Source organism: Pseudomonas coleopterorum (assembly GCF_900105555.1).
In the GTDB taxonomy this organism is placed as follows: domain Bacteria; phylum Pseudomonadota; class Gammaproteobacteria; order Pseudomonadales; family Pseudomonadaceae; genus Aquipseudomonas; species Aquipseudomonas coleopterorum.
This window is the reverse complement of record NZ_FNTZ01000001.1, coordinates 1,682,285-1,699,435: the sequence shown is the minus strand read 5'-3', so window position 1 is coordinate 1,699,435 and position 17,151 is coordinate 1,682,285. Positions and strand designations below refer to the sequence as shown.

Genomic DNA, 17,151 nt, shown 5'->3' with positions numbered 1-17,151 from the left:
GGAAATGCACAAGCTGAAACTTGAAATGGCCGACGTTGTTCGCGCCCATATGGAGATCCCCGGCTGTCCGGTTCTGACATCCAACCAGTGCCACGCGCTGGCTATGAAGCTGAACGAAAAGATCGACTTCGACGCGATCGTCGCCCGGGTTGATGACGCACTTCGTTCCGACGTTGATTTGCAAAAGGAGCTTGAGCGGTGCGCAAGCATGGCGGAAATGGTTCGGGAGCGCGAGTGGGCAGAACACGTAGGAGAGGGCCATGTCTCGACCTGCGTCGAGCTGGCATTCACGCAGCTGCACAATGAACTGCATGTGCTTCAGGAACGCCTGGCCGAAACGGAGAAGGATGCCGCGCGCTATCGCTGGCTTCGTGATCGACCGCTGGATGGAAGCGAACCCTTCTGGATCGCAGTGAGATCGGACGATGTGTACCAGACTCGATGCTGGGCGCTCGGAGGATCATCCCCAGACACCTGTGACCAGGCTATCGACAAGGCAATGTCCAGCGCCGGCCCCGCGGACCAGGAGCAGCAATCGTGACCGTCCTCACCGCCCTAATCGTCCTGGCCATGTGGTTCGCCTTCGGCTGCATCATCGCCAGCCCCCTGGGCCGCTACATCGCAAGCGCCGACGTCATCGCCAAGTAACCCCTTCCCCTTCAATTCAAAGTCAGCCGCTGTAGCGGTGAGGACGAAGTCATGCCTGAAGAAAATGCACTGAAGCTCAATCGCGCCGTACGCGACGTCATCGCGGAGCGGCAGCGACAAGTGTCCAGCGAGGACTACTCGCTCTATCGCGATGATGGATATATCAAGAGCGAGATGGCCGATGCCGCCGCTGCCTACGCCACCTGCGCTGGGCAACCTAAGAGCCAGACAACTCTTTGGCCATGGGGCATCGGAACGTTCAAGCTCAGCGATGACCGCCGGAGAGATCTGGTGAAAGCCGCAGCACTCCTCCTTGCAGAGATTGAGCGAGTTGACCGGCTGCCGCTCATCAAGCACTGGCCAGTCAGGCGCGATGAGAACGGCTTTTTCCAGCACCCAGACTTGCCCGACTTCGATGAGGGGGATGGTGAGCGCTGCAAAGCCTGGATCGCTGAGCAGGACCTGCAGGTGAAAATGGTCAGCCTGGAATACCACAGCGACGAAGCGATATCCGAGCGCTACTTCGAAGCAGGCGACCCGGACTGCAGCTACTGGGAGCCAGATCGACCTGATGGGGATCACTGGTTCTGCCTGGCCATCCACGATACCGATGACGGCCCGGTCTGCTGGTGGGCTCGCCGAGTGGTGACGCCATGAGCAAACAACGCGCGAGAACGAGCACCGGCGCAAAGGTGACGGTCACCCTGGAGCTATCGAGTCTCGGAAGCTGGGGGCCGGACTGTACAACCGGTCAAGTCCACGACCAGGCACGCGAGGCCGCGATTGGTCGCCTGAACAAGGTCTTCAAAGACCACATAGCGACCACAAAAATCATCGGCCCGATCATCGTCGAAGCCGTGAGCACCACTCTCGAACAACGCTAACCCCTTCCCTCCCATCTATGCAGCCTGCCGGTGACCGGCGGGCGAGGATTACGCATGCTCGAAAACATTGAGGTGGTGCGCGTGAAGCGCTTCGCCGCGAACTCTGCTGGCCGTGATTTCACCGTGGGTGATATTCACGGCCACTTCACGCGACTGCAATCTGCCCTGGATGCGGCCGGCTTTGATCCCGCTGTGGACCGTCTCTTCAGTGTCGGCGACCTGATTGACCGCGGCCCCGAGTGCCGCGACGTACTTCAGTGGTTGGCCAAACCATGGTTTCACCCGGTGCGTGGCAACCACGACGACTACGTGTGCCGCTTTGATACCTGCGACGTGGACAACTGGGTCTACAACGGCGGCGCCTGGTTTGCCGGCTTGGCCTGGGATGAGCAGCGGGAGTTTGCCGTCCAGTTCCGCGAGCTTCCGGTCGCCATTGAGGTCGAGACGGCCGGTGGACTGATCGGCATCGTGCATGCCGACTGCGTTTTTGATACGTGGGCCGAGATGCGAAAGGAGCTGGAGGCACCGGAGAGCAACAAACGACTGAAGCTGGTTCAGAACACGTGCATGTGGTCGCGCAGCCGGGTCGAGAATTACGACACCGCCACCGTCGCGGACATACGCGCGGTAGTGGTAGGCCACACGCCGATGAAGCGGCCGGCGGTATTGGGCAACGTCTACCACATCGACACCGCCGGCTGGATGCCAGATCGCGGCTACTTCACCCTGCTGAACCTGCACACCCTCGAAACCATTCCCGCTACCCGCCCGGCACTCAGCCAGGACTGGGATTAACCCCTTCTGCCGCCAAGCGCGGCACGGAGCACACCCATGGCAAACGCTACAGCAGCGCAGGCATCTTTCCCGCCGCGCTTCATCCGTGCCCGCGATGCTGCCAGCTATCTGGGCATGTGCCGGGCCGAATTCGATAAGACAGTTCGACCTCATGTCCGGGAATTCCCGATCGGTGAGCGGGGAGTCGGCTTTGACCGGCTCGACCTGGACGCGTGGGCAACCGCATACGTCGAGGCAAAGGCGATTGATAAAACCGGCGCTTCAGGGCAACAATCGCCCCGCAGCGAGCGCCAAGTTGGAGAAACACAATGGCGCGAAAAACGATCACCGGCCTCTCCCAAAGGAAAGGCCTCTGGCATATCGACAAGAAAATCAACGGAGAACGACTTTACGAGAGCACTGGCACTGGTGACCGGGCGGAAGCCGAGCGCTACCTGATCCACCGGCTGGAGCAGATCCGGCAGCAGAAGGTATACGGGGTGCGCCAGGTGCGCACTTTCCGCGATGCCGCTACGCGATACCTGCTTGAGCACAAGGATCAGCCGTCGATTCATCTGACGGCGCTATGCCTGGAGCAGCTAGACCCATACATCGGCGCCATGCCGCTGACGCACATTGACGACCAGGCCCTTGAGCAATTCATCAAGGACCGCAAGACCGGCCATGTTGAGCCGGACGGCAAGGTGAAGAAGGGGGTCAGCAATCGCACCATCAACATAGCGCTTGAGCGGGCGATTCGGGTTCTTTCGATGTGTGCCAGGAAGTGGCGAGATGACGAGCGGCGGCCATGGCTGGACAGCGTGCCGATGATCGCGAAGCTCGAGGAGAAGCGGTCGAGTCGAAAGCCCTACCCCATGTCATGGGACGAGCAATCGATTCTGTTCGGAGAGTTGCCCGACCACTTGCACAAGATGGCCCTGTTCAAGGTGAACACTGGCTGTCGAGAGCAAGAGGTCTGCAAGTTGAGGTGGGATTGGGAGATAAGCGTGCCGGAACTTGGCACGAGCGTGTTTCTGATACCCGCAGACTTCGGCGGCCGGCACGCACGGTCGGGAGTGAAGAATGGGGACGAGCGATTGGTTGTGCTGAACAACGTGGCGAAGTCGATTGTGGAGCAGCAGCGCGGCATCAACCGGGAATGGGTGTTCCCATACAACGATAGCGCCATGCACCGGATGAACGACTCCGCATGGAAGAAGGCACGGGTGAGAGCGGCGAAACTCTGGCAGGAGAAAAACCTTCGCCCCGCTCACCCTGGGTACGCCTCGATCAGGATCCACGACCTCAAGCATTCGTTCGGCCGCCGGCTTCGTGCCGCAGGCGTAACCGAAGAGGATCGCAAGGCTCTATTGGGCCACAAGAACGGCAGCATCACCAGTCACTACTCGGGCGCCGAGTTGGGCCAGCTGATAGATGCCGCGAACAAAGTATCTGCAACCGACTCGCGCGGGCCGGTGCTCACCATTCTGACCAGGAGGCAGGCATGAGAAAACGAGAAGTCACGCAAAAGTCACGCACATGAAAAAGGCCACCCCTTGCGGAAATGGCCTAAGTCATTGAAATAAATGGTCGGGACGGAGTGATTCGAACACTCGACCCCTTGCACCCCATGCAAGTGCGCTACCGGGCTGCGCTACGCCCCGACCGAGCGTAAAGCTGTTCCAGAACCTCTGAGAACGTCGAGAAATATACCTTAAGCATTTGAATTATGGAAGTATTTTTTTCCAAAAATTCACTTCTTCAGGACACTCAAGACATCTTCGAGCTCGGAGATGGTCTGGCGAATCAATTGCTTGTACTGCGTGGTGTCATCCTTGGCCTCGTCACCGGACAGACGCAGACGCGCACCGCCAATGGTGAAACCCTGGTCATACAGCAGCGCGCGGATCTGGCGGATCATCAGCACGTCCTGGCGCTGGTAATACCGACGGTTTCCGCGACGCTTCACGGGGTTGAGCTGAGGAAATTCCTGCTCCCAGTACCGCAGCACGTGAGGCTTGACGGCACACAAGTCGCTGACTTCACCGATGGTGAAGTAGCGCTTGCCGGGAATGGGCGGAAGTTCGTCGTTATGACTTGGTTCCAGCATAGGCCTCAACTCGGGCTTTCAGTTTCTGCCCTGGACGAAAGGTGACCACGCGGCGAGCCGTGATCGGGATTTCTTCACCGGTTTTCGGATTGCGGCCAGGCCGCTGGCGTTTGTCCCGAAGGTCGAAATTGCCGAAACCCGACAATTTGACCTGCTCGTTGTCTTCAAGAGCGTGCCTGATTTCTTCGAAGAACAGCTCGACCAATTCCTTGGCCTCCCGCTTGTTCAGGCCCAACTCTTCATAAAGACGTTCCGCCATTTCAGCTTTCGTCAAAGCCCCCATGCGCTACTTCCTTAACGTGGCGTTCAACCTTTGTTCGAGCGAGGTGAGGATGGCTTGTGTCGTGGTATTCACCTCATCGTCATTAAGAGTGCGCGATGGATGCTGCCAGGTCAAGCCAACAGCAAGGCTTTTTCTATGAGGATCAATGCCTTTACCCTGGTAGACGTCAAACAGCCTGAGGTCGGTGAGCCATTCCCCGGCGTTCTCGCGAATGACCTCCATTACTGCACTGGCAGCCACATCACGATCGGCCAGCAATGCCAGGTCACGACGCACTTCGGGGAAACGCGACAGCTCCTGGAATTTCGGCAGACGACCTTCGGAAACTTCGGCTAGCACCAGCTCGAACACGAAGACGGCGCGGTCCAGACCCAACGACTTCACCAGCTCCGGATGCAAGGCACCCAGGTAGCCTACTTCCTGACCATCGCGCTCGATACGGGCGGTCTGGCCTGGATGCAGCGCCGGATGCTGACCCGGAACGAAGGTGAAGGCGTCCAGCGCACCGGCGAAGCCCAGCACGGCTTCCACATCAGCCTTGACGTCGAAAAAGTCCACGGTTTCGCGACCCTGGGCCCAGCCTTCGGGCAGGCGACTGCCGCAGACGACGCCAGCCAGCATGGGCTCCTGCTTCAAACCCTGCAGTTGGCCAACGAAGCGCAGGCCGCTTTCGAACAGGCGCACACGGTCCTGCTGGCGATTGAGGTTGTGCTGCAGGGCCTTGACCAGACCTGGCCACAAGGACGAGCGCATCGCTGCCATGTCGGTCGAGATCGGGTTGGCCAGCAACAGCGGCTCCACGCCTGGGCTGAACAGCTCGAACAGCTTGGGATCGATGAAGCTGTAGGTGATCGCTTCCTGATAGCCACGGGCGACCAGCAGGCGACGCAGGGCTGGCAGGTCGGAACGAGCTTCCGGGTTGGCCTGCGGCGCCAGACGCGCCTGTGGGTAGCGTACCGGCAGACGGTTGTAACCGTAGAGCCTCGCCAGCTCCTCGATCAGATCGACTTCCAGGCTGATGTCGAAGCGATGACTCGGCACTTCCACCGACCACTGCCCTTCCCCACTGGCCTTGACGCCCAGACCCAAACCGGTCAGCAGCGCTTCGATCTCGCTGCTGCCCAGCTCCAGCCCCAGCATCTGGCTGACCCGCTCGGCACGCAAGGTGATCGGGGCGATCTGTGGCAGGTGTTCCGGGCTGACGCTTTCGATGATCGGGCCCGGTTCGCCGCCGGCGATGTCCAGCAGCAACGCGGTCGCGCGCTCCATCGCTTCACGGGCGAGGTTCGAATCGACACCGCGTTCGAATCGATGGGAAGCGTCGGTGTGCAGCCCATACGAACGCGCCTTGCCTGCCACCGAGATCGGTTCGAAGAACGCGGCCTCGAGAAACACATCGCGGGTCTTGGCGGTCACGCCGCTGTTCTCGCCGCCCATGACGCCAGCGATGCCCAGCAAGCGCGCGTGGTCGGCAATGACCAGGGTATCGCTGCGCAGGGCGACTTCCTGACCGTCGAGCAGGGTGATCTTCTCGCCCTCCTCGGCCATGCGTACTCGGATGCCGCCGTCAATTTCGGCCAGGTCGTACGCATGCATCGGCTGGCCCAGCTCGATCATCACGTAGTTGGTGATGTCCACCGCGGCATCGATGCTGCGCACTTCGCTGCGACGCAGGCGCTCGACCATCCACAGCGGAGTGGCCTTGGACAGATCCACATTGCGCACTACACGGCCGAGAAAACGCGGGCAAGCTGCCGGCGCAAGCACCTCCACCGGACGCACGTCGTCGTTGACCGGAGCAACGGCGGCGATGACCGGGCGAGTAACCGGCGCGGCATACAGCGCACCCACTTCACGGGCCAGACCTGCCAGCGACAGACAGTCACCCCGGTTGGGGGTCAGGTCGACCTCGATACTGGCATCGTCCAGCCCCAGGTACACCCGAAAATCCTCGCCAGTCGGCGCATCGGCTGGCAGCTCCATCAAGCCGTCATTACCCTCGCCAACCTGCAGCTCGGACTGCGAGCACAGCATGCCGTTGGACTCGACGCCGCGCAGTTTGGCTTTCTTGATCTTGAAGTCACCGGGCAATTGCGCACCGATCTTGGCGAATGGAATCTTCAGGCCGGGGCGCACGTTCGGCGCACCACAGACCACCTGAAATGTTTCATTGCCATCGCTGACCTGGCACACGCGCAGCTTGTCGGCGTCCGGGTGCTGCTCGGTGGCCAGCACCTCGCCTACCACCACACCGCTGAACTCGCCTGCGGCCAGGGTTACGCTGTCCACTTCCAGACCTGCCATCGACAGACGCGCAACCAGCTCGTCTCGCGAAGCCTGCGGGCTTACCCAGCCACGCAGCCATTGTTCACTGAATTTCATCCTGCTCTCCTGAAAGATTCGTTACGGCTAGCGAAATTGCGCGAGGAACCGCAAGTCGTTGTCGAAGAACAGGCGCAAATCATTGACGCCGTAACGCAGCATGGCGAGACGCTCCGCACCCATGCCGAAAGCAAAACCCTGGAACTCTTCGGGGTCGATACCCGACATGCGCAGCACGTTGGGGTGCACCATGCCGCAGCCCAGCACTTCCAACCAGCCGGTCTGCTTGCAGACCCGGCAGCCCTTGCCACTGCACATCACGCATTGAATATCGACTTCAGCCGAAGGTTCGGTGAAGGGGAAGAACGAGGGACGGAAACGAACCGCCAGCTCTTTTTCGAAGAACACCCGCAGGAATTCCTCGATGGTGCCTTTCAAGTCCGCGAAGTTGATGTCGCGGTCGATCAGCAACCCCTCGACCTGATGGAACATCGGCGAGTGGGTGATATCCGAGTCGCAACGATAGACCCGGCCCGGGCAGACGACCCGAATCGGCGGCTGTTGCGACTCCATGGTCCGCGCCTGCACCGGAGAGGTGTGGGTGCGCAGCAACATGTTGGCATTGAAATAGAAGGTGTCATGCATCGCACGGGCCGGGTGATGACCTGGGATGTTGAGCGCTTCGAAGTTGTGATAGTCGTCTTCCACCTCGGGACCTTCGGCGATGCCGTAGCCGATATGGGTGAAAAACTGCTCGATACGCTCCAGCGTCCGGGTGACCGGATGCAGGCCGCCAGTTGTCTGGCCACGACCAGGCAGGGTGACGTCGATCTGCTCGGCAGCGAGCTTGGCGCTCAGCTCGGCTTCTTCGAAAGCCGTCTTGCGCGCATTGAGGACATCTGTGACACGCTCCTTGGCTTCGTTGATCAGCGCACCCACTTTAGGACGCTCATCGGCAGGCAGGTTGCCCAGGGTCTTCATCACCTGAGTCAGTTCGCCTTTCTTGCCAAGGAATTGAACCCGGATCTGCTCCAGGGCATTGATGTCTTCAGCGTGTTGCACGGCCTCCAAAGCTTGAGAGACCAGCGCATCCAGGTTTTCCATGTACAGACTCCAGATACGAAATAGGGGAAGAGCTTGAAGGCTCTTCCCCTATTCATGACGTTTAACACCCCAACCCGCCGACGGCGGGCCAAGGTGATTGTCGGGGTACTTAGGCCAGCGAGGCTTTAGCTTTCTCGACAATCGCAGCAAACGCCGCTTTTTCGTTCACTGCCAGATCAGCCAGAACCTTGCGGTCGATCTCGATGGACGCTTTTTTCAGGCCGGCGATGAAACGGCTGTAGGACAGACCGTTGACACGAGCACCAGCATTGATACGAGCGATCCACAGGGCGCGGAACTGACGTTTTTTCTGACGACGGTCGCGGTAGGCGTATTGGCCTGCCTTGATGACCGCTTGCTTGGCAACACGGAATACGCGCGAACGAGCGCCGTAGTAGCCTTTAGCCAGTTTCAGAATTTTCTTGTGACGCTTACGGGCAATGACGCCACGCTTAACACGAGCCATGAGTTAGTCCTCTATCTTTGACCGAAATTAACGAAGGCGCAGCATGCGCTCGACTTTTGCCACGTCAGACGGGTGCAGCAAGCTGCTACCGCGCAATTGACGCTTACGCTTGGTCGACATTTTGGTCAGGATGTGGCTCTTGAAAGCGTGCTTGTGCTTGATGCCGTTGGCGGTTTTCAAAAACCGCTTCGCTGCACCACTCTTGGTTTTCATCTTTGGCATGTTCGGGTACTCCACATTCAATTGATAAACATAACCGCAAGGCCTGCCGTGCCCTGGTGGTTACTTCTTTTTCTTGGGGGCGATGACCATGATCAGCTGGCGTCCTTCCATCTTCGGATGCTGTTCAACGGAGCCGTATTCAAGCAGGTCGCCTTCGACCCGCTTCAACAGCTCCATGCCCAGCTCCTGATGCGCCATCTCACGGCCGCGGAATCGCAAGGATACCTTGGCCCTGTCCCCATCACTCAGGAAACGTACCAGGTTGCGGAGTTTTACCTGGTAATCCCCTTCTTCCGTCCCTGGACGAAACTTGATTTCTTTTACCTGAACCTGTTTCTGGTTCTTCTTCGCCGCGGCAACCTGTTTCTTCTTCTCGAAGATCGATTTGCCGTAGTCCATCACCCGGCATACGGGCGGGATGGCATCGGCGGAGATTTCCACCAGGTCCAGCTTCGCTTCTTCAGCGATACGAAGCGCTTCATCGATAGAGACGATGCCAATCTGCTCGCCGTCAGCGCCAATTAACCGAACCTCGCGTGCCGAGATATTCTCGTTGATCGGGGCTTTCGGTGCAGCTCGTTTATCTTGTCTCATTTCACGCTTAATAATAATTACTCCGAATCTGGGCGACCACGCCGGGATACCGCTTGTGCCAGGTACTCGGTGAATTGGGCGATGGGCATGGAGCCCAGGTCAGCACCTTCACGGGTACGCACAGCGACAGTTTGCGTTTCAACTTCCTTGTCCCCGATGACCAGGAGATAAGGAACCTTGAGCAAAGTATGCTCACGGATTTTAAAGCCGATCTTTTCATTTCTCAAGTCGGACTTGGCACGAAACCCGCTTTCCGTCAGATTTTTTTCGACGAGCTGCACGAAATCCGCTTGTTTATCAGTGATATTCATCACCACAGCCTGCACGGGAGCCAGCCAAGCCGGGAATGCGCCCTCGTAGTGCTCGATCAGGATACCGACGAATCGCTCGAACGAACCCAGGATCGCGCGGTGCAGCATCACGGGATGCTTGCGTCCGTTGTCTTCGGTGACGTATTCGGCACTCAGACGGATCGGCAGGTTGAAATCGAGCTGCAGTGTACCGCATTGCCAGACGCGACCCAGACAATCCTTCAGCGAAAACTCGATCTTGGGACCGTAGAAGGCGCCCTCGCCCGGCTGCAGGTCATAAGGCAGGCCAGCGGCATCGAGCGCTGCGGCCAAGGCCGACTCGGCGCGATCCCACAGCTCGTCGGAGCCGACTCGCTTCTCGGGACGCGTGGACAGCTTGAGCTGGATATCCTTGAAGCCGAAATCGGCATAGACGTCCATGGTCAGCTTGATGAAAGCTGCCGATTCGGATTGCATCTGCTCTTCGGTACAGAAGATGTGCGCGTCGTCCTGAACGAAGCCGCGCACGCGCATGATGCCGTGCAGCGCGCCGGAAGGCTCGTTGCGGTGGCAGGCGCCGAACTCGGCCAGGCGCAGCGGCAGCTCGCGATAGCTTTTCAGGCCCTGGTTGAACACCTGCACGTGGCAGGGGCAGTTCATCGGTTTGATGGCGTAGTCGCGATTTTCCGACTCGGTGGTGAACATGTTCTCGGCGTAGTTGGCCCAGTGCCCGGATTTCTCCCACAGGCTGCGATCGACCACCTGCGGCGTCTTGATTTCCAGGTAGCCGTTCTCGCGCTGGATCTTGCGCATGTACTGTTCAAGCACCTGGTAGACGGTCCAGCCGTTGGGGTGCCAGAAGACCATGCCCGGCGCTTCTTCCTGAAGATGGAACAGCCCCAGGCGCTTGCCGATCTTGCGGTGATCGCGCTTCTCGGCTTCCTCGATACGCTTGACGTAGGCGGCCAGCTGCTTCTTGTCTGCCCAGGCAGTACCATACACGCGCTGCAACTGCTCGTTCTTGGCATCGCCGCGCCAGTAGGCACCGGACAGTTTGGTCAGCTTGAAGGACTTGAGAAAACGGGTGTTCGGCACGTGCGGACCGCGGCACATGTCGACGTATTCTTCGTGATAGTACAGGCCCATGGCCTGTTCATCCGGCATATCTTCGACCAGACGCAGCTTGTAGTCTTCGCCGCGAGCGGTGAACACGTCGATGACTTCGGCACGCGGCGTGACTTTCTTGATCACGTCGTACTCGGTGTCGATCAACTGCTGCATGCGCTGCTCGATCGCCGCCATGTCGTCCGGCGTGAAGGGCCGCTCGTAGGCGATGTCGTAATAGAAGCCTTCTTCGATGACCGGGCCGATCACCATCCGCGCGGTTGGGTACAGCTGCTTGACGGCATGACCGACCAGGTGGGCGCAGGAGTGACGGATGATTTCCAGCCCCTCTTCGTCCTTGGGCGTGATGATCTGCAAGGTGGCGTCGGCGGTGATCAGGTCACAGGCGTCGACCAGTTGGCCGTTGACCTTGCCGGCCACGGTGGCCTTGGCCAGGCCGGCGCCGATGGATGCGGCGACCTCGGCAACGGAAACCGGGTGATCGAACGAACGCTGACTGCCGTCGGGAAGAGTGATGGTGGGCATGGCGCCTCCTCTCCTAGTGGTGACCCCTACCAAAGGTCACATGGGTTGGGATGAGCCAGTACGCGATTCGCCCGGTATGCCCGCCTTACGTTGGCAGGAGCCTTGCGGCCGACCGGAATACGAACCAGAGTGACTGGAGCAATCGAAAAAGGTGAATCCCGCGCTTCGCACTGCCGAACAGGGCAGTGCCGAGTACAGGGCCGAACATCCTAGCACACAAGGCGCGTCGAATTGGTGCGTCATGCGTGCGATGTGGCAACTCAACGGGTGGCTGAACTTGCGGCCCTTTCCACCCCTCAGATGTGGTGAGTCCAAACCGCCTGAAAACAAGGAGCTATCCATTATGGGTCTCAAACGACTTCTTCCCCTGAGTGCCTGCCTGGCCCTGATGCTTCCATTCGCGGCCCAGGCTGCCGCGCTGTCCGCCGACGCCAAGGCCGAATACACCGCTCAATGTCAGGCTGCAGCCGTGCAGCAAGGCGTTGATGCTGCCAAGGCACAGGCACACTGCAGCTGTGGTGCAAAAGTGATCGAGGACAAGTTCACCCAAGCCGAGATCGACCAGTTGACCAACAAGCAGGTCGAACCACCGATGGCGCTGCGCCAGAAGCTGATGAAGGAAGTGCTGGTTTGCAAAAACCAGTAACGTGGTTACCTCACCTGAAGAGCACTTCGGGGGTTCTTCAGGCCTGACAACAGCAGACGATCAATTTATTTGCGACGGAATGCGGTTTTTTTTAAAAGAATTTTCAGGTGCAAACCCTAACAAAATAAGGGGTTTAGCCGCTTCGGACAGGTCAAAAAGGCGACAACCTTGGCTTCCTGCCCCAATCAAAGGGGGTTCACAGTCCAGCTTTTGGACTATGATAGGGACCGTGTGCCCAGTTGGCCTGAGCAGCACAGCACTACTGAATATTATGTTTCTTGGAGATTCACCATGTCTAATCGCCAGTCCGGCACCGTAAAATGGTTCAACGATGAGAAAGGCTTCGGCTTCATCACTCCTCAAGGTGGCGGTGACGACCTGTTCGTACACTTCAAAGCTATCGAATCCGACGGTTTCAAAAGCCTGAAAGAAGGCCAGACCGTTTCGTTCGTGGCTGAGAAAGGCCAAAAGGGCATGCAAGCTGCTCAAGTTCGCCCAGAGTAATCTCGGCAGCTGAAAAAACCCGTCCATGTGACGGGTTTTTTTTCGCCTGCGATTCTTGTCGCGTTCAGCCGCAGTTGACGCGAGTGATCTGACCGCTGTCGTCGGCGTTCAGATTGAGACGGTCGGAACGGTACTCCAGGGTGACCATGTCATGGGGACGCAGTATCCGAGCAACCTGGGCGCCTGCCTTGACCCTGGCCTCTTCGAGCAGGTCGGCGGAAGCTGGCTTGCCGACGGTGTAGCGTGCGCCATCGGCGTTGCAGCGTCCGTCGAATGCCGGTGCAGCGGCGGCAGACGACTGGGTCGACGTTTCTGAGGTAGAGCAGCCGCTGGCAGCCAGGGCGGCCATCAGGATCAACAGGGTCTTGCGCGGGAAAGGCATGCAGCCTCCTCTTTTTCCAGTAGGTTTTCGAATAGTCAAGGTTGTGCGACCGCCTGCAACTGGATTGGTTGCACACTGGGCCAGTCTGCCCCAGGGCACCGTAAACGAGTGCCTGCGAATTCGTCACGGGATGTGTGGTGACATCGCATTCAGTACAGATCGATGTAATCAGATCGGGGCACAGGCCAGTGAGTCTGCAACGCGGTATGGATCTGCTGGATCCATTCGGCGTCCTCGGCGGCAGCCGGACCCACGTAGCCCGATCCGGCAGACCAGGTCTCGAGGCGAAAACACAGTCCCTGCACGTCCATGCCACCGATCGCTTGGGTGGAAAGGAAAGCGATACCGTCGCGGGTGACGCGTAGCTGGTTATGGACGGCTGGATTTCCCGACGCAATGAGTGCGCGGACCGCCTCGGGAGTCAGCGAGTCAGGCTGCTTGAGATCGATGTGCACATGAGCCTCCATGCAGAAGATTGGCCCCAAGTTTGGCACGAGGCCGGCCATCTGCCCAAGGGCCGGTGTAAAGCGTGGACGAAAATGCTTTACTGGATCACGTGGAGCGAACGTCGTTCGCTTATGACCGTTGGCGAGAGCAACATGGCAAACGTATCGATCAAGGCGGACATCAAGATCCAGTGGCCCCAGGGCCAGAGCTCTTTCAGTCCCGGCACGCCTGAAGAACTGGCGATCATCGGGGTCGACGTGCTGGTCAAGGCACTGGGCACCGACGCGGCGCGCAGCTTCGTCCTGCAGGTGTTCGAGCGCTACGCCCACGAACACGCGGCAGCGTCGGTCAACAGCGTGGCTCATCCACTCAAGAATCCAACCAGCTTATAGCCAGCCCGAGCTCTCATCGGGCTCGACAGATCAAGGCAGACGCTGCAGCCGTTGCGTCAGCAGATCAAAGAACCCCTGCGCGTTGCCGTCGTTTACCCAGAATACATTCGTGGGTTGCTTGAGGGTGCCGTACCAGTCGGCCACGGTCTGACCGAAGGTGGGGCCTTCGCGGCTGTCGATGGTCAGATTGACTTGACGACCGCTGAACAGCTCCGGCGCCAACAGGTAGGCAATCACGCTGGCATCGTGCACCGGGCCGCCTGGCAACCCGTAATGCTCCATATCGGCCTTGACGTACGCCTGCAGGATATCCACCACCCTCGGCCCGGCCTTGTTCGACAACGCAGCCAGTTGCTGCAGACGTGCCGGACTGGTGAGGATCTTGTGGGTGACGTCGAGCGGCACGTAGGTGAGCTTCACCCCGCTCGCCAGCACGACCTGAGCGGCGTGCGGGTCGGCGAACAGGTTGAATTCCGCTGCCGGCGTGATGTTGCCGCCATTGAAGTGGGCGCCGCCCATGACGATCACTTCCTTGATGCCCTGGGTAATGCCAGGGGCCTGGATCAACGCCAGCGCCAGGTTGGTCTGTGGCCCCAGCATGGCCAGGGTGATGCTGTGGGGTTCGGCATGACTGAGGGTGTCGATCAGGTATTGCACCGCACTGCCTTCGGCAAGGCCCTTGGCCGGCTCATGGACGACAATACCCGGCACGCCTTCCTCGCCGTGCACATTGGCGGCATAGATGGGCTCGCGGACCAGCGGCTTGGGCGCGCCGGCATACACTGGCACGTCCTCACGGCCAGCCCATTCACGGGCCAGTCGTGCGTTGCGCGAGGTCTTGTCCAGGCGTACGTTACCGGCCACGGTAGTGAGCGCACGAACGTTGATCTGCTCAGGTGAGGACAGGGCCAGCAGCAAGGCGACGAAGTCATCGGCACCCGGATCGGTATCGATGATCAGATCGATCTTGTCGGCCGCCATGGCGGTGGCGCTGGTCAGCAAGGCCATCAGCGAAAATCCTCGGATCAGGGTCAGGAAAAAACGTTGCATATCACACTCCTTGTGCTCATTGATGAATTTAGAAAGTAACGCCTGCCATCAGCGCAATGTTGCTGTAGGGCTGGCATTCGCCGGTCCGCACGATGGCGCGGGCGCTTTTCGACAACTCCTTGAACCGCGCATGGCTGACCATCTGGCGCACGCCCAGTGCGCCTTGATCATGCAGCTGCTGGATCCGGGTCGATGCCGGGGGCAGTACCTGAAGCATCTCCTCGGCGATCACGTGGCTTTCCACCTGCATTTCGCTGAGCAGCACCTCCAGTGTGCTAACGAAGCCGGGAATGCCCGGTGTGAGGGCCAGGTCGATCAAAGGCACGCCCGGTGGCACCGGCAGGCCCGCATCGCCGATCACGACGATGTCGCCATGGCCCAGAGAGGCGACCAACTGTGACAGGGAAATGTTCAGCAATGCAGTCTTTTTCACGATAGCACCTGCTCGACCTGCGCCAGGGTTGGAATGGAAGGCTGCGCACCGGCGCGGGTGACCGACAGCGCGGCAGCGGCCTGACCGAAGGTAATGGCCTGGGACTCGTCCAGGCCACGGGCCAGGGCGGCGGCAAAGCCACCAACGAAGGTGTCGCCCGCCGCCGTGGTATCCACCGCCTGCACCTTGCGGCCAGGAGAGTGCCGGGACTGCACGCCATCGGCAAACAAGACGCCGCGCTCGCCCAGGGTGACGATGATCTTGCCTGCACCGGCCTCGCGTAGAAGGCTGGCGGCCTGCTCCGCCTCGGCAGCCGAGTTCACCGCAAGCCCGGTCATGGCCTGCGCTTCGGTTTCGTTGGGGATCAGGTAGTCGATCCAGCCCAGCCACTGCGACGGCAAGGGTCCGGTCACCGGCGCGGGGTTGAGAATGACGGTCTTTCCCGCTTCGTGAGCGCGTTGCAGGGCGAAAGCAACGACCGGGTAGGGAATTTCCAGCTGGCATACCACCACGTCGGCGGCCTGCAGAAGGCTATCGAAGCGCTCGATGTCGGTGGATTCGAGTTGGCCATTGCCACCTGCCACGATGACGATCGCATTCTGGCTGCTGGCATCGACCACGATCATGGCGATCCCGGTCGCCACGTCCTCGGCCTCCCGCACGCCCTGGCAATCGATGCCCTCATCGACCAGCGCCTGTCGCAATGCCTGACCATAGGCGTCGGCGCCCACACAGCCGATCATTGCGACCTGGCCACCCAGGCGCGCTGCCGCGACCGCCTGATTGGCGCCCTTGCCGCCCGGAACCGTCGCGAAGGACTGGCCCAGCAGCGTTTCTCCCGCGCGCGGCAAACGTTCGGCCTGTGCCACCAGGTCCATGTTCAGACTGCCTATTATCAATACGTTCGCTTGCATCGTTTGCCACTCTCAGCGCAATTCATGGGGAAGACCGGCGTATCGCGCCGTGGACTCGCGCACCACGATCTGTGGCGCGATGATGTGTTGCGTGGCGGCTGTGCCGGCAGCGCCAGCGATCCGGGCCAGGAGCCGCTCGGCGGCGCTCTCGCCCAGCTCGCCGATACGCTGGCCCACGGTGGTCAGTGCCGGGTAGACGTAGCGGCTGAGCTGGATGTCGTCGAAGCCGATGACCGATAGCTGCTCGGGCACGCGGATACCCTGTTCGGCGGCAGCGCGCAGAACGCCCAGACCGATCATGTCGTTGGCGGCGAAAATCGCCGTGGGCCGCTCGCCCGCCAGCAGTTGAACCGTCGCCCGGTAGCCGCCCGGGCTGGTGAAGTCGCTGTGCAGGACATGACCTTTCGCCGGCTGTAGACCGTACTCGGCGAGCGCGCGATGGTAGCCGTCCATCCGCAATTGCGCCACATGGGTATGCGCAGGCCCGCTGATGCAGGCAATGGCGCGATGGCCCAGTTCCAGCAGGTGCAGGGTGGCCAGGTAGCCGCCCTGCTCGTGGTCGATGCACACCAGATCGGCCGTCACCTCGTGCAAGCCGCGGTCGACGATGACCATGGGCGTGCGCACCGCCGCCAGCATATCGGTCAGCGCGGCATCGCCACCGACGGACGCGAACACGATGCCGTCGACGCGCTTTTCCAGCAGCACACGCAGGTAGTTGCGCTGCTTCTGCGGATCGTCGTCGGAGTTGCACAGGATCACGCAGTAGCCATTGCGCTCGCAGCAGTCCTCGATACCCCGCGCCAGTTCGGCAAAATACGGGTTGACGCTGTTGGGCACCAGCAAGCCGATGGTCGCCGTGCTGCGCGCCTTCAATGAGCGGGCCACGGCGCTGGGTACATAGTTGAGTTCGGCGATCGCCGACTCGACCTTGCGCCGCACGTGCGCGCTGACCGGGCGGCTGTTGTTCACCACATGAGAGACCGTGGTGTAGGAAATCCCCGCCCGCGCCGCCACATCCTTGATGGTCGCCATG

The 17,151-nt window shown here is 60.2% G+C and carries 23 protein-coding genes and 1 tRNA gene; 9 read left to right on the top strand and 15 right to left on the bottom strand.

All coding sequences use genetic code 11. The features are described from left to right. Nucleotides 1-4 precede the first annotated feature (4 nt). From BLV18_RS07590 to BLV18_RS07565, 6 genes are all read left to right on the top strand, one after another. Nucleotides 5-541, top strand: a complete 537-nt coding sequence (locus BLV18_RS07590) for a hypothetical protein (RefSeq protein WP_090357420.1) — start codon at nucleotides 5-7, stop codon at nucleotides 539-541. 446 nt (nucleotides 542-987) lie between these two features. Further along, nucleotides 988-1,305: a hypothetical protein gene (locus tag BLV18_RS07585; RefSeq protein ID WP_425272645.1), complete on the top strand. Its 318-nt coding sequence runs from the start codon at nucleotides 988-990 to the stop codon at nucleotides 1,303-1,305. Next, complete coding sequence (locus BLV18_RS07580; protein WP_090357418.1) at nucleotides 1,302-1,532, top strand: hypothetical protein; 231 nt, start codon at nucleotides 1,302-1,304, stop codon at nucleotides 1,530-1,532. Before BLV18_RS07585 ends, BLV18_RS07580 begins: the two co-directional genes overlap by 4 nt. Before the next feature lie 54 nt (nucleotides 1,533-1,586). Further along, nucleotides 1,587-2,327, top strand: coding sequence for a metallophosphoesterase (locus BLV18_RS07575; RefSeq protein ID WP_090357416.1), 741 nt, complete (start codon nucleotides 1,587-1,589; stop codon nucleotides 2,325-2,327). A 36-nt stretch (nucleotides 2,328-2,363) separates the two neighbouring features. Then, nucleotides 2,364-2,765 carry a helix-turn-helix transcriptional regulator gene (locus BLV18_RS22740; RefSeq protein ID WP_244156816.1) on the top strand — a complete coding sequence of 134 codons (402 nt, stop codon included), beginning with the start codon at nucleotides 2,364-2,366 and terminating at the stop codon, nucleotides 2,763-2,765. Next, nucleotides 2,651-3,814 (top strand): tyrosine-type recombinase/integrase, encoded by a 1,164-nt coding sequence (locus BLV18_RS07565; RefSeq protein ID WP_244156933.1) that lies wholly within the window; start codon nucleotides 2,651-2,653, stop codon nucleotides 3,812-3,814. The genes BLV18_RS22740 and BLV18_RS07565 overlap by 115 nt, the downstream gene beginning before the upstream one ends. Before the next feature lie 79 nt (nucleotides 3,815-3,893). Here the strand turns inward: BLV18_RS07565 and BLV18_RS07560 are convergent. The 9 genes from BLV18_RS07560 to thrS form a co-directional block, all read right to left on the bottom strand. After that, a tRNA-Pro gene (locus tag BLV18_RS07560) sits at nucleotides 3,894-3,970 on the bottom strand. A gap of 89 nt (nucleotides 3,971-4,059) precedes the next feature. Continuing rightward, nucleotides 4,060-4,416, bottom strand: a complete 357-nt coding sequence (locus BLV18_RS07555) for a MerR family transcriptional regulator (protein WP_043188397.1) — start codon at nucleotides 4,414-4,416, stop codon at nucleotides 4,060-4,062. After that, nucleotides 4,397-4,699 carry an integration host factor subunit alpha gene (ihfA, locus tag BLV18_RS07550; protein WP_002553164.1) on the bottom strand — a complete coding sequence of 101 codons (303 nt, stop codon included), beginning with the start codon at nucleotides 4,697-4,699 and terminating at the stop codon, nucleotides 4,397-4,399. Before ihfA ends, BLV18_RS07555 begins: the two co-directional genes overlap by 20 nt. Nucleotides 4,700-4,702: 3 nt before the next feature. Continuing rightward, nucleotides 4,703-7,081 (bottom strand): phenylalanine--tRNA ligase subunit beta, encoded by a 2,379-nt coding sequence (gene pheT / locus BLV18_RS07545; protein WP_090357412.1) that lies wholly within the window; start codon nucleotides 7,079-7,081, stop codon nucleotides 4,703-4,705. A gap of 27 nt (nucleotides 7,082-7,108) precedes the next feature. Then, nucleotides 7,109-8,125 (bottom strand): phenylalanine--tRNA ligase subunit alpha, encoded by a 1,017-nt coding sequence (gene pheS, locus BLV18_RS07540; RefSeq protein ID WP_049859168.1) that lies wholly within the window; start codon nucleotides 8,123-8,125, stop codon nucleotides 7,109-7,111. Nucleotides 8,126-8,234: 109 nt separating this feature from the next. Beyond that, on the bottom strand, nucleotides 8,235-8,591 hold the full coding sequence (rplT, locus tag BLV18_RS07535; protein WP_043188388.1) for a 50S ribosomal protein L20: 357 nt from the start codon (nucleotides 8,589-8,591) through the stop codon (nucleotides 8,235-8,237). Between the two features lie 27 nt (nucleotides 8,592-8,618). Then, nucleotides 8,619-8,813: a 50S ribosomal protein L35 gene (rpmI, locus tag BLV18_RS07530; protein ID WP_002553160.1), complete on the bottom strand. Its 195-nt coding sequence runs from the start codon at nucleotides 8,811-8,813 to the stop codon at nucleotides 8,619-8,621. A 60-nt stretch (nucleotides 8,814-8,873) separates the two neighbouring features. Further along, nucleotides 8,874-9,425, bottom strand: coding sequence for a translation initiation factor IF-3 (infC, locus tag BLV18_RS07525; protein WP_177327948.1), 552 nt, complete (start codon nucleotides 9,423-9,425; stop codon nucleotides 8,874-8,876). Further along, on the bottom strand, nucleotides 9,425-11,347 hold the full coding sequence (thrS, locus tag BLV18_RS07520; RefSeq protein ID WP_049859166.1) for a threonine--tRNA ligase: 1,923 nt from the start codon (nucleotides 11,345-11,347) through the stop codon (nucleotides 9,425-9,427). The genes infC and thrS overlap by 1 nt, the downstream gene beginning before the upstream one ends. Nucleotides 11,348-11,690: 343 nt before the next feature. Between thrS and BLV18_RS07515 the strand changes: the two genes are divergently transcribed. After that, nucleotides 11,691-11,993: a hypothetical protein gene (locus BLV18_RS07515; protein ID WP_049859165.1), complete on the top strand. Its 303-nt coding sequence runs from the start codon at nucleotides 11,691-11,693 to the stop codon at nucleotides 11,991-11,993. 291 nt (nucleotides 11,994-12,284) lie between these two features. Then, on the top strand, nucleotides 12,285-12,497 hold the full coding sequence (locus tag BLV18_RS07510; RefSeq protein ID WP_032631434.1) for a cold-shock protein: 213 nt from the start codon (nucleotides 12,285-12,287) through the stop codon (nucleotides 12,495-12,497). Between the two features lie 64 nt (nucleotides 12,498-12,561). Here BLV18_RS07510 and BLV18_RS07505 read toward each other — a convergent pair whose 3' ends face one another. Continuing rightward, nucleotides 12,562-12,879, bottom strand: coding sequence for an I78 family peptidase inhibitor (locus BLV18_RS07505; protein ID WP_090357409.1), 318 nt, complete (start codon nucleotides 12,877-12,879; stop codon nucleotides 12,562-12,564). Between the two features lie 149 nt (nucleotides 12,880-13,028). Further along, on the bottom strand, nucleotides 13,029-13,334 hold the full coding sequence (locus BLV18_RS07500) for a hypothetical protein (protein ID WP_090362097.1): 306 nt from the start codon (nucleotides 13,332-13,334) through the stop codon (nucleotides 13,029-13,031). A gap of 144 nt (nucleotides 13,335-13,478) precedes the next feature. Between BLV18_RS07500 and BLV18_RS07495 the strand changes: the two genes are divergently transcribed. Continuing rightward, the gene (locus BLV18_RS07495; protein WP_090362095.1) at nucleotides 13,479-13,718 is read left to right on the top strand and encodes a hypothetical protein; all 240 of its coding nucleotides are present in this window, start codon (nucleotides 13,479-13,481) and stop codon (nucleotides 13,716-13,718) included. A gap of 30 nt (nucleotides 13,719-13,748) precedes the next feature. Here the strand turns inward: BLV18_RS07495 and BLV18_RS07490 are convergent, their stop codons facing one another. The 4 genes from BLV18_RS07490 to BLV18_RS07475 are packed head-to-tail and all read right to left on the bottom strand — an operon-like array spanning nucleotide 13,749 to nucleotide 17,150. After that, nucleotides 13,749-14,768 carry a nucleoside hydrolase gene (locus tag BLV18_RS07490; RefSeq protein ID WP_090357407.1) on the bottom strand — a complete coding sequence of 340 codons (1,020 nt, stop codon included), beginning with the start codon at nucleotides 14,766-14,768 and terminating at the stop codon, nucleotides 13,749-13,751. Between the two features lie 28 nt (nucleotides 14,769-14,796). Further along, nucleotides 14,797-15,201, bottom strand: coding sequence for a D-ribose pyranase (rbsD, locus tag BLV18_RS07485; protein WP_090357405.1), 405 nt, complete (start codon nucleotides 15,199-15,201; stop codon nucleotides 14,797-14,799). After that, nucleotides 15,198-16,115 carry a ribokinase gene (gene rbsK / locus BLV18_RS07480; protein WP_090357403.1) on the bottom strand — a complete coding sequence of 306 codons (918 nt, stop codon included), beginning with the start codon at nucleotides 16,113-16,115 and terminating at the stop codon, nucleotides 15,198-15,200. The genes rbsD and rbsK overlap by 4 nt, the downstream gene beginning before the upstream one ends. Before the next feature lie 12 nt (nucleotides 16,116-16,127). After that, the gene (locus BLV18_RS07475) at nucleotides 16,128-17,150 is read right to left on the bottom strand and encodes a LacI family DNA-binding transcriptional regulator (RefSeq protein ID WP_090357401.1); all 1,023 of its coding nucleotides are present in this window, start codon (nucleotides 17,148-17,150) and stop codon (nucleotides 16,128-16,130) included. Between the last annotated feature and the right edge of the window lies 1 nt (nucleotide 17,151).

What these genes read in the sequence shown, in the direction of transcription:
- rpmI (WP_002553160.1), bottom strand. Translation starts at nt 8,813, where the DNA reads ATGCCAAAGATGAAAACCAAGAGTGGTGCAGCGAAGCGGTTTTTGAAA.
- BLV18_RS07490 (WP_090357407.1), bottom strand. Translation starts at nt 14,768, where the DNA reads ATGCAACGTTTTTTCCTGACCCTGATCCGAGGATTTTCGCTGATGGCC.
- BLV18_RS07575 (WP_090357416.1), top strand. Translation starts at nt 1,587, where the DNA reads ATGCTCGAAAACATTGAGGTGGTGCGCGTGAAGCGCTTCGCCGCGAAC.
- BLV18_RS07495 (WP_090362095.1), top strand. Translation starts at nt 13,479, where the DNA reads ATGGCAAACGTATCGATCAAGGCGGACATCAAGATCCAGTGGCCCCAG.
- BLV18_RS22740 (WP_244156816.1), top strand. Translation starts at nt 2,364, where the DNA reads ATGGCAAACGCTACAGCAGCGCAGGCATCTTTCCCGCCGCGCTTCATC.
- BLV18_RS07475 (WP_090357401.1), bottom strand. Translation starts at nt 17,150, where the DNA reads ATGGCGACCATCAAGGATGTGGCGGCGCGGGCGGGGATTTCCTACACC.
- BLV18_RS07505 (WP_090357409.1), bottom strand. Translation starts at nt 12,879, where the DNA reads ATGCCTTTCCCGCGCAAGACCCTGTTGATCCTGATGGCCGCCCTGGCT.
- thrS (WP_049859166.1), bottom strand. Translation starts at nt 11,347, where the DNA reads ATGCCCACCATCACTCTTCCCGACGGCAGTCAGCGTTCGTTCGATCAC.
- BLV18_RS07515 (WP_049859165.1), top strand. Translation starts at nt 11,691, where the DNA reads ATGGGTCTCAAACGACTTCTTCCCCTGAGTGCCTGCCTGGCCCTGATG.
- ihfA (WP_002553164.1), bottom strand. Translation starts at nt 4,699, where the DNA reads ATGGGGGCTTTGACGAAAGCTGAAATGGCGGAACGTCTTTATGAAGAG.
- rbsK (WP_090357403.1), bottom strand. Translation starts at nt 16,115, where the DNA reads ATGCAAGCGAACGTATTGATAATAGGCAGTCTGAACATGGACCTGGTG.
- BLV18_RS07555 (WP_043188397.1), bottom strand. Translation starts at nt 4,416, where the DNA reads ATGCTGGAACCAAGTCATAACGACGAACTTCCGCCCATTCCCGGCAAG.
- pheS (WP_049859168.1), bottom strand. Translation starts at nt 8,125, where the DNA reads ATGGAAAACCTGGATGCGCTGGTCTCTCAAGCTTTGGAGGCCGTGCAA.
- BLV18_RS07580 (WP_090357418.1), top strand. Translation starts at nt 1,302, where the DNA reads ATGAGCAAACAACGCGCGAGAACGAGCACCGGCGCAAAGGTGACGGTC.
- rplT (WP_043188388.1), bottom strand. Translation starts at nt 8,591, where the DNA reads ATGGCTCGTGTTAAGCGTGGCGTCATTGCCCGTAAGCGTCACAAGAAA.
- BLV18_RS07510 (WP_032631434.1), top strand. Translation starts at nt 12,285, where the DNA reads ATGTCTAATCGCCAGTCCGGCACCGTAAAATGGTTCAACGATGAGAAA.
- BLV18_RS07590 (WP_090357420.1), top strand. Translation starts at nt 5, where the DNA reads ATGCACAAGCTGAAACTTGAAATGGCCGACGTTGTTCGCGCCCATATG.
- pheT (WP_090357412.1), bottom strand. Translation starts at nt 7,081, where the DNA reads ATGAAATTCAGTGAACAATGGCTGCGTGGCTGGGTAAGCCCGCAGGCT.